This window comes from Lysobacter sp. Root76 (genome assembly GCF_001428685.1).
In the GTDB taxonomy this organism is placed as follows: domain Bacteria; phylum Pseudomonadota; class Gammaproteobacteria; order Xanthomonadales; family Xanthomonadaceae; genus Lysobacter.
Map to the genome: position 1 here is coordinate 18,841 of NZ_LMIK01000009.1, position 13,572 is coordinate 32,412.

Here is a 13,572-nt window from a genome sequence, read left to right on the forward strand (position 1 = left end):
CACTCCGACCCATGTTTTTTGCCGGTTTTCGCTACGAATCGCCACGCTTCGACAGCAGCCTGTCGATCACGTCGACCGGCAGCGGGAACACGATGGTGGAACTCTTCTCGCCGGCGATCTCGGTGAGCGTCTGCAGATAACGCAACTGGATCGCGCGCGGATCGCCGCCGAGCAGCCTGGCCGCTTCGACCAGCGTTGCCGCGGCTTGTTTCTCGCCTTCGGCGTGGATCACCTTGGCGCGGCGCAGGCGCTCGGCCTCGGCCTGGCGCGCGATCGCACGGACCATGGTCTCGTTGAGATCGATACGCTTGATCTCGACATTGGCCACCTTGATGCCCCAGGCATCGGTCTGCGAATCGAGGATATTGCGGATGTCGGCGTTGAGCTTGTCGCGCTCGGCAAGCATCTCGTCGAGATCGTGCTGCCCCAGCACCGAGCGCAGCGTGGTCTGTGCGAGCTGGCTGGTGGCTTCGTAGAAATGCTCGACGTTGATGATCGCCTTCTGCGGATCGATCACGCGGAAGTACACCACCGCGTTCACCTGCACCGAAACGTTGTCGCGCGAGATCACATCCTGCGGCGGCACGTCCATGACGACGGTGCGCAGTTCGACCCGCACCATCTGCTGCACAAAGGGTATCAGCAGGATCAGGCCCGGCCCTTTCACCTTGAAGAAGCGGCCCAGTTGGAAGACCACGCCACGCTCGTACTCGCGCAGGATCTTGACCGCACTCATCAGGACTGCTGCGATGAGTACGATCGCCGGAAAGTAGATGATGATGTTCATGGCGACTCCGTCATGCGTCATTGATCGAGCGGAACGACTTCCAGCACCAGGCCGTCCATCGCCTGCACGCGCACCGACTGCCCGCGGCGCACCGGCGTTCGCGATGTCGCCTGCCAGACCTCGCCACGGATCCGCACATGGCCGCGCCCATGGAAATCGCCGGTCGCGATGGCGAGATGGCCCACCAGTTCCTGCGCGCCGGTCACTACCGGCAACTTGCGCGCCTTCGCCGCCAGCCAGATCACGCTCATGAAGGCGAGCGCGCTGGCAACGGCGATGCCGAGGATCAATCGCCCCGGCAACCCGAACCCGGGCACGTCGGTATCGAACAGGATGAGCGAGCCGGCAACCAGGGCCACCAGGCCGCCGATGCCGAGCGAGCCGAAGCTGGGGAGCGCGAATTCCGCCGCCATCAGGCCCACGCCCAGCACGATCAGCGCCACGCCGGCGTAGTTCACCGGCAGCACCTGCAATGCATACAACGCCAGCAGCAGGCAGATCGCGCCGGTCACGCCGGGGAACAGCGCGCCGGGCGTATAGGCTTCGATCATCAGTGCGTACAGGCCGACCAGCAACAGCAGATAGGCCACGGTCGGTTCGGTCAATACGCCCAGCAGTCGCGCGCGCCAGTCGGGTTGCAAGGTCGTGACGGCGCCCGCATCCAGCTTCAGCTGAAATCTCCGTTGGCCCAGTTGCACTTCGCGGCCGTTCGCCTGGCGCAGCAGCGATGGCAGGTCGGCTGCGACGATCTCGATGACATGCTGCTGCAGTGCCTGGCTTGCCGTCAGGGTGGCAGCGTCGCGCACTGCGGCTTCGGCGAATTCGCTATTGCGCCCGCGCAGTTCCGCGAGGCTGCGCAGGTAAGCGACCGCGTCGTTGACGACCTTGCGCTCCATCGCCGTTGCGCCATCGCGCCGCGCGTCGGGATGCCTGTCCCGATCGGCGGCTTTTCCGGCGTCCGCTGCGTCCCCCGCATCCGGTTGCTGGCCGTGCGCCTGGTTCGCGGCGCGCTTCTCATCGTCCGGCGTGGCCGGCGTCGATGGCATGCCCGGCCCACCCATCGAGACGGGCGTCGCCGCCCCCACCGACGTGGCCGGCGCCATCACCGCAACATGACATGCGTAGAGGATGTAGGTGCCGGCACTGGCCGCGCGCGACCCTTCCGGTGCCACCCATCCGATCACCGGCACTTTCGACGAAAGAATCGCGTGGTTGATGTCGCGGGTCGCGGCATCGAGGCCGCCCGGCGTGTCGATCCGCAACACCACCGCCTGCGCGTGGTTGTCCGCCGCGCGCTTGAGGCCGCGTTGCACATAGTCGCTGGTGGCCGGGCCGATACCGCCCTTGATATCGAGCAGGTACACCCCGCCCTCCGACGCTGGAAGCGCCGGCGCCAAGCCCAGCCCGAAGGCCAACAGCAAGGCATAGCCAAGCGATCGCATGGCAAACCCCTCGGTTGCCTCTACGTCCTGTCTATTGGATACCTGCGGTTGTTAAGGCGGCGCTAGCGCCGCCCGCGGTAGATTTGCGCGCGTTTCCGTACCAGACGCGTTGGCTTGGCGGACGCGATCGCGGCTTATGCCGCTCCCACAGGAAGCTTCATGACGGCCTGCGGGTCGACTGGCCCTGCGGCCTGCAGTGTCCCCCGGCCGCCACGCTGGGTCAGACCGGTCAGCAGCTCGGCATCGCGCGTACGTGGTTGTGTGTCACGAGGGTCAGGCCGCCGACCGGGTGGCCGAACGCAGATCAGCGAAGGCGGCGACGGCCCCGCCGATCTGGTCGAAGGGCGCGATACGCCTACATGTTGCGGCGGTACTCGCCGCCCACGTCGTACAGGGCGTGGCTGATCTGGCCCAGGCTGTGGGTCTTGACCGCTTCCATCAGGCTGGCGAACACGTTGCGGCGTTCGCGCGCGGCGGCCTGCAGGCCCTTGAGGCCTTCGGCGGCGTAGCCGTTGCGGCCGGTCTGGTAGGCCAGCACGTTGTCGATCTGCTGGCCCTTCTCGCTTTCGGTCGAGCGGATCAGTTCGATCTCGGTGACGATGTCGCCGCCGTGGTCCTTGGGCAGGAAGGTGTTGACGCCGACCAGGGGCAGGCTGCCGTCGTGCTTCTTGTGTTCGTAGTACAGCGATTCTTCCTGGATCTTGCCGCGCTGGTACATGGTGTCCATGGCGCCCAGCACGCCGCCGCGCTCGCTGATGGCCTCGAATTCCTTGTAGACGGCCTCTTCGACGATATCGGTGAGCTTGTCGACGATGAAGCTGCCCTGCCAGGGGTTTTCGTTGAAGTTCAGGCCCAGCTCTTTGTTGATGATCATCTGGATCGCGACGGCGCGGCGCACCGACTCTTCGGTCGGGGTGGTGATGGCTTCGTCGTAGGCGTTGGTGTGCAGGCTGTTGCAGTTGTCGAACAGGGCGTACAGGGCCTGCAGCGTGGTGCGGATGTCGTTGAACTGGATTTCCTGGGCGTGCAGGGAGCGGCCCGAGGTCTGGATGTGGTACTTCATCATCTGGCTGCGCGGGTCGGCGCCGTAGCGCTCGCGCATGGCGCGGGCCCAGATGCGGCGGGCGACGCGGCCGATGACGGTGTATTCCGGGTCCATGCCGTTGCTGAAGAAGAACGACAGGTTGGGCGCGAAGTCGTCGATCTTCATCCCGCGCGCGAGGTAGTACTCGACGATGGTGAAGCCGTTGGACAGGGTGAAGGCGAGCTGGCTGATCGGATTGGCGCCGGCTTCGGCGATGTGGTAACCCGAGATCGACACCGAGTAGAAGTTGCGGACGTTCTTGTCGACGAAGTACTGCTGGATGTCGCCCATCATGCGCAGGGCGAACTCGGTGCTGAAGATGCAGGTGTTCTGGGCCTGGTCCTCTTTGAGGATGTCGGCCTGGACGGTGCCGCGCACGGTGGCGAGGGTCTTGTCCTTGATGCGCTGGTAGGTCTCGGGGTCGACGACCTGGTCGCCGGTGACGCCGAGCAGGCCCAGGCCGAGGCCGTCGTTGGTCTCGGGCAGCAGGCCGCCGTACTGCGGGCGCGGCTTGCCTTCGTACAGCCGCTCGATGGTGTCGTGGGCGGCGTCCCAGCGGGCGCCGTCTTCGCGCAGGTATTTCTCGACCTGCTGGTCGATGGCGGTGTTCATGAACATCGCCAGGATGATCGGCGCCGGGCCGTTGATGGTCATCGACACCGAGGTGCTGGGCGCGCACAGGTCGAAGCCGGAGTACAGCTTCTTCATGTCGTCCAGGGACGCGATGTTGACGCCGGAGTTGCCGATCTTGCCGTAGATGTCCGGGCGCACGGCCGGGTCTTCGCCGTACAGGGTGACGCTGTCGAAGGCGGTGGACAGGCGCGCGGCGGGCTGGCCGACGGAGAGGTAATGGAAGCGGCGATTGGTGCGCTCGGGCGTGCCTTCGCCGGCGAACATGCGGATCGGGTCTTCGCCGGTGCGGCGGTAGGGATACACGCCGCCGGTGTAGGGGTAGTAGCCCGGCAGGTTTTCCTTCTGCAGGAACACCAGCAGCTCGCCCCAGCTCTTGTAGGTGGGCGCGGCGATCTTCGGGATTTTCTGGTGGCTGAGCGACTCGCGGTAGTTCTCGACCTTGATGGCCTTGCCGCGCACTTCGTATTCGGTGACTTCGTCGGTGATCGACTTCAGGCGCGCGGGCCAGTCGCGCAGCAGCTTGAGGGCTTCGGAGGTGAGGCTCTGGACGGCGTCGTTGTAGCGCTGGCGCAGGGTCAGGAGGGTGCGGTCGGCGACAACAGCGCCCTCATCCGCCCTGCGGGCACCTTCTCCCGCAGGCGGGAGCAGGGCGTCGGCGGCGTAGAGATCGAGCTGCTTGGGCAGGGCCTCGTCGCCCAGGTCGTGCAGCGACTGCCAATACGACTGCGCGCGATCGGCGATCTCGGCCTGGGTTTCGATCTGGCGGTTGATGCCGCGGCCCTGTTCGGCGATCTCGGCCAGGTAGCGCACGCGGGCGCCGGGGATCAGCACGGTGGCGCGCGGTTCCTTGAGGTCGGTGTTGACGTCCGGGGTCCAGCGCTGCGCCGGCAGCGAGAGCTTCTCGCGCAGCAGGCGGCACAGGTTGGCGAACATCCAGCTGATGCCGGGGTCGTTGAACTGGCTGGCGATGGTCGGGTAGACCGGGATGTCTTCGTCCTTGGTGGCGAAGGCGACGCGGTTGCGCTTCCACTGCTTGCGCACGTCGCGCAGGGCGTCTTCGGCGCCGCGCTTGTCGAACTTGTTGAGCACGACCAGCTCGGCGTAGTCGAGCATGTCGATCTTTTCCAGCTGGCTGGGCGCGCCGAAATCGCTGGTCATGACGTACATGGGGAAGTCGACCAGGTCGACGATTTCCGAGTCGGACTGGCCGATGCCGGCGGTTTCGACGATGACCAGGTCGTAGCCCAGGCCCTTGAGGAAGCCGATGCAGTCCTTGAGCACGGCGTTGGTCGCCACGTGCTGGCGACGCGTGGCCATGGAGCGCATGTAGACGCGGTGGCTGCGCAGCGAGTTCATGCGGATGCGGTCGCCGAGCAGGGCGCCGCCGGTGCGGCGACGGGTCGGGTCGACCGAGATCACCGCGATGCGCATGTCGGGGAAGTTGGCCAGGAAGCGGTTGAGCAGTTCGTCGGTGACCGAGGATTTGCCGGCGCCGCCGGTGCCGGTGATGCCGACCACCGGGGTCTTGCCGCCGGACAGCTGCCACTGCTTGCGCAGGTGGTGGGCGAGCTGGGTTTCGTCGAGCAGGCCTTCCTCGATCGCCGAGAGGGTCTTGCCGATGGTGATTTCGTCGTCGATCGCAGCGGGCTTGTCGGGCGCGGTGTCGGCGATGCGGCCTTCGCTGGCGCGGCGGACGACGTCTTCGATCATCGCCACCAGGCCCATGTGCATGCCGTCGTTGGGGTGGTAGATGCGCTCGACGCCGTAGGCCTGGAGTTCGCGGATTTCCTCGGGGGTGATGGTGCCGCCGCCGCCGCCGAACACGCGGATGTGGCCGGCGCCGCGCTCGCGCAGCATGTCGACCATGTACTTGAAGTATTCGACGTGGCCGCCCTGGTAGCTGGACAGGGCGATGCCGTCGGCGTCTTCCTGCAGCGCGGCGCGGACCACGTCCTCGACCGAGCGGTTGTGGCCGAGGTGGACGACTTCCGCGCCCTGCCCCTGGATCAGGCGCCGCATGATGTTGATCGCGGCGTCGTGGCCGTCGAACAGGCTGGCGGCGGTGACGAAGCGCAACGGGGTGGCGTCGGCCTGGGCGGCGGGGACTACGGCAACGGGAGTGCTCATGGCGCGCTCAATACGAAAAACGAATAGGGCGCATTGTAGCGCGCGGGCTGTGGGAGGCTGGAGCCGGGCGACGTGCGGGCGGGTATGGCGCGGCGCTGGCGGGGCCGGATGGCAACGGTATGGCGGCCGTCTGTGGGAGCGGCGTAAGCCGCGATCGTGTCGCGGCGAATCTCCGATTGAGGCGGTTCGCCGGCATGTGCGGCGTCGAATCGCGGCTTACGCTGCTCCTAAAGGCGCCGCTCCCACAGGCGCGAGCGGCGCAGGTCAGGGGCGCGATGGTCGGCCTTGGGATGACATCGCCCTCAGGGGTTGGTCGATAGATAGGTGCGATGGCCTATGAGCGACGCGGTCGCGGCTTGCGCCGCGCCTGCCCCGAAGCGGCCATTGGGGGACGGCTCAGCTTGCTGGCGTGGCACTGAATCGCTGCGAGAGCAGTCGTCAACAGGCACGCGGATACGGGCGTTGTCCTGGCTGACGGCGGATGGCGCCGGTAGTGGAGCAGGAACATGACGATGCGTCCTTGGGTATTGAGCGCGGCGATCGCGGTGGCGGCGTTGGGCACGGCGGTACATGCGCCGCCGGCGCAGGCGCGCGGCTACATCGATGTGAGCGTGCGGGTGACACCGCCGCCGCCGCGCTACGAGCGGGTGCGGGTGCGCCCGGGTTACGTGTGGGCGCCGGGCTACTGGCGCTGGAACGGGCACCGTCACGTCTGGGTCGGCGGGCAGTACGTGCGGCTGCGGCCGGGCTATGTCTATGTGGCGCCGCGCTGGCACCGCTACGGGCCGGGCTGGCGCTTCAACGACGGCCATTGGGCGCGGCGCTGAACCGGCCGCCGCGGGCGTCGCGAAAAGCTAACGCCCGCGGCGTCTGCCCAGGGGCGCGGGCCTCGGTTACGCTCCGGTGGATGATCGACGACCCTGCCCTGACCCGCCTGCGCCTGGAAGCCGAGCACGGCTCGCCGCAGGCGCTCTACCAGTTGGCGACCGCGCTGGTGTCGCGCCAGCGCGTGGACGAGGCCTGCATGCTGCACCGGCGCGCGGCCGAGGCCGGGCTGGCGAACGCGCAGATCGAGTACGCGCGCATGCTGATGTACGGCGTGGGCACCGAGCCCGACCCCGAGCTCGCGGTGGAATGGCTGCTGCGCGCGGAAGCGGCGGGCAGCCCGATCGCCGGCTACTTCCTGGCCCTGATCGCGCTGGGCGAGATCGCGCTGCCGCACGACGGGCGCAGCAACGAGCGCCTGCTGAGCGCGATCCAGGCCGATTACCCGCCGGCGCTGCGCGCGGCGGCGATCCATTTCGGCCGCCGCGCCAGCGAGCGTGACCAGACCCTGTGCCTGCAACTGCTGGAACGCGGCGCGGGCCGCGGCGACATCGTCGCCGCGCGCCTGCTGGCCGAACGCCTGGCGCGCGGCGAAGGTTGCCCGGCGCAGCCGGGCGCGGCCGAGGACATCCTGCGCCAGCTGGCCGCGCACGGCATCGCGCGCCTGCCCGCCAGCGCTGCGCCGCTGCCGACCACGCTGCCGCCGATCCCGCCCGGCACGCTGGCGCTGGAGGAAGTCCTGCGGCCGGTGGCGGTGACGCCGCTGTCCTCGGCGCCGCGGCTGGCGCAGGTCGACGGCTTGTTGTCGGCCGACGAGTGCCGGCTGCTGATCGCCAGCGCGCAGCCATCGCTGCAGCGCTCGCAGACCATCGACCCGGACACCGGCGCGCCGGTGCCGCATGCGCTGCGCACCAGCAGCGATTCGGCGTTCGACCCGATCGTCGAGGACTTGGCGCTGCGCCTGGTGCAGTTGCGCATGGCGCATGCGGCGGGCGTGGCGCTGCCCCAGGCCGAGCATCTGACCGTGCTGCGCTACGCGCCAGGCGAGGAATACCGCCCGCACCGCGACTACCGGCCGCCGGAATCCTTGGAACGCGACCGTCCGCAGGCCGGCAACCGGCTGCGCACGATCTGCGTGTATCTCAATACGGTCGAGGCCGGGGGCGAGACCGAGTTCCCCGTCGCCGGCGCCAGGATCGCGCCGCTGCCGGGGCGCGCGGTGATCTTCGACAACCTGCATCCGGACGGGCGCCCGGATCCGGATTCCCTGCATGCGGGGCTGCCGGTGCTGCGCGGCGAGAAATGGCTGGCGACGCTGTGGCTGCGGGAGCGGACGTACCGGTTGTTCTGAGGCGCGCTTCGTTCCGGGGAGCGTTGCCGCGGACGCACGCCGGCAGGCCGCCCCACCCCGCTTTCTGTGGGAGCGGCGTGAGCCGCGATCGATACTCGCGGGCCTGCGGCGCAGCCTGCGTTGGCGCGCATCGCGGCTTACGCCGCTCCCACAGAAAGCACGGCGCCGGCCGCTCGGCTTTAGCTTGGCTTTGGGGTAGGAGCGGCGTAAGCCGCGACCCGCTGCCGCAAAGGATCGTGGCGTAGGCATGTGCGGTATCTCGGTCGCGGCTCACGCCGCTCCTACCCCGAGGCGGGCTGTACCGCTGGAAAGATCGTGGCGTAGGCATGTGCGGTATCTCGGTCGCGGCTCACGCCGCTCCTACCCCGAGGCGGGCTGTACCGCTGGAAAGATCGTGACGTAGGCATGTGCGGTGTCGCGGTCGCGGCTTGCGCCGCTCCTACCCCAAGGCGGGCCGGATCGGCCCACACCACCAGGCCCCTCGCCTGTTCATATTCGCCCTCGCCGCCAGCCGCCCGAACCCATACATAGCCGTATCCCCCGATTGCTTTAGACTGTCGCCCCTGCGGCGTCCGCAGTGAAGGCTCCGCGCAAGCGAAATCCTTTAATTTCACCGACTTACCAGACCTTTCTGGCGTTAAGCGCAATGCGCGATCCACGCCGTTTCGGAGCACCCGATGATTTTCGAAACCCTCGACACCTTCGGCCATGAGCAGGTCGTGTTCTGCCATAACAAGGACGCCGGCCTGAAGGCCATCATCGCGATCCATAACACGGTGCTCGGCCCGGCCCTGGGCGGCCTGCGCATGTGGCCATACAAGACCGAGCAGGACGCGCTCAACGACGTGCTGCGTCTGAGCCGCGGCATGACCTACAAGAACGCGGTCGCGGGCCTGAACATCGGCGGCGGCAAGGCCGTGATCATCGGCGACCCGGCCGCGGACAAGTCCGAAGCGCTGTTCCGCGCCTTCGGCAAGTTTGTCGATTCGCTGGGCGGCCGCTACATCACCGCCGAGGACGTCGGCATCGACGTCAACGATATGGAATACGTCTACCGCGAGACCGAGTACGTCACCGGCGTGCACCAGGTCCACGGCGGTTCGGGCGACCCGTCGCCGTTCACCGCCTACGGCACCCTGCAGGGCCTGATGGCGGCGCTGAACAAGCGCTTCGGCGACGAGGAAGTCGGCAAGTACAGCTACGCCGTGCAGGGCCTGGGCCATGTCGGCATGGAGTTCGTGAAGCTGCTGAAGGAACGCGGCGCCAAGATCTTCGTCACCGACATCAACAAGGGCCTGGTCGACAAGGCCGTGAGCGAGTACGGCGCCGAAGCGGTGAGCCTGGACGAGATCTACGACGTCAACGCCGACGTCTATTCGCCCTGCGCCCTGGGCGGCACGATCAACGAGCAGACCCTGCCGCGCCTGAAGGCCAAGATCATCTGCGGCGCGGCCAACAACCAGCTGGCCAACAACGCGATCGGCGACGAGGTGTCCAAGCGCGGCATCCTGTACGCGCCCGACTACGCGGTGAACGCCGGCGGCGTGATGAACGTGGCGCTGGAACTCGACGGCTACAACCGCGAGCGCGCCATGCGCATGATGCGCACGATCTACCACAACCTCGGCCGCATCTTCGAAATCGCCGAGCGCGACGCGATCCCGACCTACAAGGCCGCCGACCGCCTCGCCGAAGAGCGCATCGACGCGATCGGCAAGCTCAAGTTGCCGATGGGCCGCACGGCCCCGAGCTTCCGGGGTCGAATCCGCGGCGGCCACTAAGCGATTCGACGACGACGGGGCCGCAAGGCCCCGTCGCTGTTTGGGCGTCACTCACCATTTTTGTGTAACCAGATCAGATCGACAGGAGTTCCGATGCGTCCGTTCCCCCTGGGTGAAGAGATCGATGCGCTGCGCGAAGCCGTGCGCCGCTTCGCCGAAGCCGAAATCGCACCGCGCGCCGCGCAGATCGACCACGACAACGCGTTCCCGCAGGACCTGTGGCCCAAGCTGGGCGAGCTGGGCCTGCTCGGCATGACCGTGCCGGGCGAGTACGGCGGCAGCGAGATGGGTTACCTGGCCCACCTGGTGGCGATGGAAGAGATTTCGCGCGCCTCCGGTTCGGTCGGCCTGTCCTACGGCGCCCACTCCAACTTGTGCGTGTCCAACCTGTACGCCAACGCCAACGACGCCCAGCGCCAGAAGTACCTGCCCAAGCTGTGCAGCGGCGAGTGGAAGGGCGCGCTGGCGATGAGCGAACCCGGCGCCGGCTCCGACGTGGTCGGTTCGATGAGCTGCCGGGCCGAGCTCAAGGACGGGGCCTGGGTCGCCAACGGCAACAAGATGTGGATCACCAACGGCCCCGAGGCCGACGTGCTGATCGTCTACATGCGCACCGCCGGCAAGGAATCCGGCAGCCGCTGCATGACCGCCTTCATCGTCGAGAAGGGCATGCCGGGCTTCAGCACTGCGCAGAAGCTGGACAAGCTGGGCATGCGCGGCTCCAACACCTGCGAGTTGGTGTTCGAGAACTGCCGGATCCCGGCCGAGAACGTACTCGGCGAGGTCAACCAGGGCGTCAAGGTGCTGATGAGCGGTTTGAACACCGAGCGCCTGGTGCTCAGCGGCGGCCCGCTGGGCCTGATGCAGGCCGCGCTGGACAGCGCCCTGCCCTACGTGCGCGAGCGCAAGCAGTTCGACGTCGCGATCGGCACCTTCGGCCTGATGCAGGGCAAGATCGCCGACATGTACACCGCGCTGCAGTCCAGCCGCGCCTTCGCCTATCAGGTCGCGCGCGACTACGACGCCGGCCACAAGAGCCGCGTCGACGCCGCGTCCTGCCTGCTGCACGCGTCCGACAGCGCGGTGCAGGTGGCGCTGGAAGCGATCCAGTCGCTGGGCGGCAACGGCTATATCAACGAGTACCCGACCGGACGCATCCTGCGCGACGCCAAGCTCTACGCGATCGGCGCCGGCACCAATGAAATCCGGCGCATGCTGATCGGACGGGAGTTGTTCGAGGGCAATAGCTGAGCCGGCGGACGGTGGGTTCTGGTTGGTAGAGCAGCGCAAGCCGCCGCTGCCTGCGCACTGGTGCGGCGCCTGCGCTGTGCTGGTGGGCACCTGTGCTGGTGGGCCCCTGCTCTCTGTGGGAGCGGCGTGAGCCGCGATCGCGTCACCGCAAAAGCCGGCGAACTCGCCGGCTTTTGCGTTCCTGCGCCGGGCCGAGGATGCGATTCACAGCGTCGTTCGACGCCGGTTCAGTCGTTGGCCGCGTGCGAGCGGCGCGGCCGCTCGTGGCCTCATCGCGGCTTACGCCGCTCCCACAGGAGCCTGGGCTGGATTGATTGGAGCTGGCCGTGCGGCGATCCGCGGCTACACGGTCGCGGCTTACGCCGCTCCTACCCCAAAGCAAAGCCGCGATGCTGCCCCGCTCTGTCTTTAGCTTCCTGTGGGAGCGGCGTGAGCCGCGATCGCGTTACCGCAAAAGCCGGCGAACTCGCCGGCTTTTGCGTTTCTGCGCCGGGCCGAGGATGCGATTCGCAGCGTCGTTCGTCGCCGGTTCGGTCGTTGGCTGCGTGCGAGCGGCGCGGCCGTTCGTGGCCTCATCGCGGCTTACGCCGCTCCCACAGGAAGCCGGGCTGGATTGCTCGGAGCTGGCCGTGCGGCGATCCGCGGCTATACGGTCGCGGCTTACGCCGCTCCTACAGGGGCGCCGGCGCATCCTTCGACGCCTCTCGCAGACCCTCCGGCGCCTCTCGCTGCGCCCTCCAACGCCTCTCGCACACCCTCCGACGCCTCTCGCTGTACCCCTCCGACGCCGCTGCGGCGGCACTTTTAGCGACCGGTCATTGCGGCGCGGTACACCAAGATGAGCGGTTCAGGTGAAGTTTTCGTTCTCCCGTCGCAAAGGGGAAAGCGACGCCGTTCGCGCTTTCGGGTCGCGGCGGCAGCGGCCGCGCCGCCTCCCGCATGGGGTCCGACAGGGCCGCACGCCACCGCTGCAGAACCGCCCCGACCGGCATTTGCGGCAGTGCAGCATCGGGTCGCATAATCGAACGGTTCCGGCCCTGGCGCCGGCCGCACTATTCGGAGTCCGCCCATGAGCGATGTCGTCATCGTCGGTGCCAAGCGCACCGCCATCGGTTCCTTCCTCGGCCAATTCACCGGCGTCCCCACCCCGACCCTGGGCACGGCCGCGATCGCCGCCGCGCTCGATCATGCCGGCCTCCAGGCCGACCAGGTCGACGAAGTCATCATGGGCTGCGTGCTGCCCGCCGGCCTCGGCCAGGCGCCGGCGCGCCAGGCCGCGCTGGGCGCGGGGCTGCCGACCTCGGCCGGCTGCACCACCATCAACAAGGTGTGCGGCTCGGGCATGAAGGCGATCATGCTGGGCCACGACCTGATCAAGGCCGGCTCGGCCAAGGTCGTGGTCGCCGGCGGCATGGAGTCGATGACCAATGCCCCGCACCTGCTCAACAATTCGCGCACCGGCATCCGCTACGGCAGCGCCGAGATGCTCGACCACATGGCCTGGGACGGCCTGACCAATCCCTACGACGGCAAGGCCATGGGCGTGTTCGGCGACGCCACCTGCGCCCAGTACGGCTACGACCGCGCCGCGATCGATGCCTACTCCGAGGAGAGCGTCAAGCGCGCCCAGGCCGCGATCGCCAACGGTGCGTTCAAGGACGAGATCGTCGCGGTCACGGTCAAGGGCCGTAAGGGCGATGTCGTGGTGGACAGCGACGAAGAGCCCGGCAAGATCGACGTCAGCAAGATCCCGGGCCTGCGCCCGGCGTTCGGTAAGGACGGCGTGCTCACCGCCGCCGCGTCCTCGAAGATTTCCGACGGCGCCGCCGCCGCGGTACTGATGTCGGCCGACGACGCCGCCGCCCGCGGGCTCAAGCCGCTGGCCCGGATCGTCGCCCATGCCGGCCACGCCCAGGCCCCGGAGTGGTTCACCACCGCGCCGGTGAAAGCGATTTCAAACGTGCTCGAAAAGGCCGGCTGGACGGTCGCCGACGTCGATCTTTTCGAGATCAACGAGGCGTTTTCGGTGGTCGCCATGGCGCCGATGAAGGACCTGGGCATCCCCCACGAGAAGCTCAACGTCAACGGCGGCGCGGTCGCCCTGGGCCACCCGATCGGCGCCAGCGGGGCGCGTCTGGTGGTCACCCTGCTGAACGCCTTGCGCGCCCGTGGCGGCAAGCGCGGGGTCGCCTCGCTGTGCATCGGCGGCGGCGAAGCCACCGCGATCGCGGTCGAGATCCTGTGAAAGGTTAAAAACGCGTTGTGCAAAAAAAACCGGCCAGCCGCTTGAC

General features: G+C 67.9%; 8 protein-coding genes. 5 read left to right on the forward strand and 3 right to left on the reverse strand.

Features of this window, described 5'->3' with window-relative positions:
* Window positions 1-31: 31 nt before the first annotated feature.
* The 3 genes from ASE10_RS17390 to ASE10_RS17400 form a co-directional block, all read right to left on the reverse strand.
* Window positions 32-787, reverse strand: a complete 756-nt coding sequence (locus ASE10_RS17390; protein ID WP_056104643.1) for a slipin family protein — start codon at window positions 785-787, stop codon at window positions 32-34.
* Between the two features lie 17 nt (window positions 788-804).
* Window positions 805-2,151 carry a nodulation protein NfeD gene (locus ASE10_RS17395; protein ID WP_200949807.1) on the reverse strand — a complete coding sequence of 449 codons (1,347 nt, stop codon included), beginning with the start codon at window positions 2,149-2,151 and terminating at the stop codon, window positions 805-807.
* A gap of 433 nt (window positions 2,152-2,584) precedes the next feature.
* Window positions 2,585-6,073 (reverse strand): methylmalonyl-CoA mutase family protein, encoded by a 3,489-nt coding sequence (locus ASE10_RS17400; protein WP_055910183.1) that lies wholly within the window; start codon window positions 6,071-6,073, stop codon window positions 2,585-2,587.
* Window positions 6,074-6,579: 506 nt separating this feature from the next.
* On the opposite strand from ASE10_RS17400, the gene ASE10_RS17405 reads away from it, so the two are divergent.
* The 5 genes from ASE10_RS17405 (at window position 6,580) to ASE10_RS17425 (ending at window position 13,526) form a co-directional block, all read left to right on the forward strand.
* Window positions 6,580-6,900: a YXWGXW repeat-containing protein gene (locus tag ASE10_RS17405; protein ID WP_055910186.1), complete on the forward strand. Its 321-nt coding sequence runs from the start codon at window positions 6,580-6,582 to the stop codon at window positions 6,898-6,900.
* Between the two features lie 80 nt (window positions 6,901-6,980).
* Window positions 6,981-8,249, forward strand: a complete 1,269-nt coding sequence (locus ASE10_RS17410) for a 2OG-Fe(II) oxygenase (protein ID WP_082559942.1) — start codon at window positions 6,981-6,983, stop codon at window positions 8,247-8,249.
* Window positions 8,250-8,926: 677 nt separating this feature from the next.
* Window positions 8,927-10,030: a Glu/Leu/Phe/Val dehydrogenase dimerization domain-containing protein gene (locus ASE10_RS17415; protein WP_055910189.1), complete on the forward strand. Its 1,104-nt coding sequence runs from the start codon at window positions 8,927-8,929 to the stop codon at window positions 10,028-10,030.
* A 93-nt stretch (window positions 10,031-10,123) separates the two neighbouring features.
* Entirely contained in the window at window positions 10,124-11,281 is a 1,158-nt protein-coding gene (locus tag ASE10_RS17420; protein WP_055910191.1) for an isovaleryl-CoA dehydrogenase, read from the forward strand.
* A 1,069-nt stretch (window positions 11,282-12,350) separates the two neighbouring features.
* Window positions 12,351-13,526, forward strand: coding sequence for a thiolase family protein (locus tag ASE10_RS17425; protein ID WP_055910194.1), 1,176 nt, complete (start codon window positions 12,351-12,353; stop codon window positions 13,524-13,526).
* The last annotated feature ends 46 nt before the right edge of the window (window positions 13,527-13,572 follow it).

What these genes read in the sequence shown, in the direction of transcription:
- ASE10_RS17405 (WP_055910186.1), top strand. Translation starts at nt 6,580, where the DNA reads ATGACGATGCGTCCTTGGGTATTGAGCGCGGCGATCGCGGTGGCGGCG.
- ASE10_RS17420 (WP_055910191.1), top strand. Translation starts at nt 10,124, where the DNA reads ATGCGTCCGTTCCCCCTGGGTGAAGAGATCGATGCGCTGCGCGAAGCC.
- ASE10_RS17400 (WP_055910183.1), bottom strand. Translation starts at nt 6,073, where the DNA reads ATGAGCACTCCCGTTGCCGTAGTCCCCGCCGCCCAGGCCGACGCCACC.
- ASE10_RS17390 (WP_056104643.1), bottom strand. Translation starts at nt 787, where the DNA reads ATGAACATCATCATCTACTTTCCGGCGATCGTACTCATCGCAGCAGTC.
- ASE10_RS17410 (WP_082559942.1), top strand. Translation starts at nt 6,981, where the DNA reads ATGATCGACGACCCTGCCCTGACCCGCCTGCGCCTGGAAGCCGAGCAC.
- ASE10_RS17425 (WP_055910194.1), top strand. Translation starts at nt 12,351, where the DNA reads ATGAGCGATGTCGTCATCGTCGGTGCCAAGCGCACCGCCATCGGTTCC.
- ASE10_RS17415 (WP_055910189.1), top strand. Translation starts at nt 8,927, where the DNA reads ATGATTTTCGAAACCCTCGACACCTTCGGCCATGAGCAGGTCGTGTTC.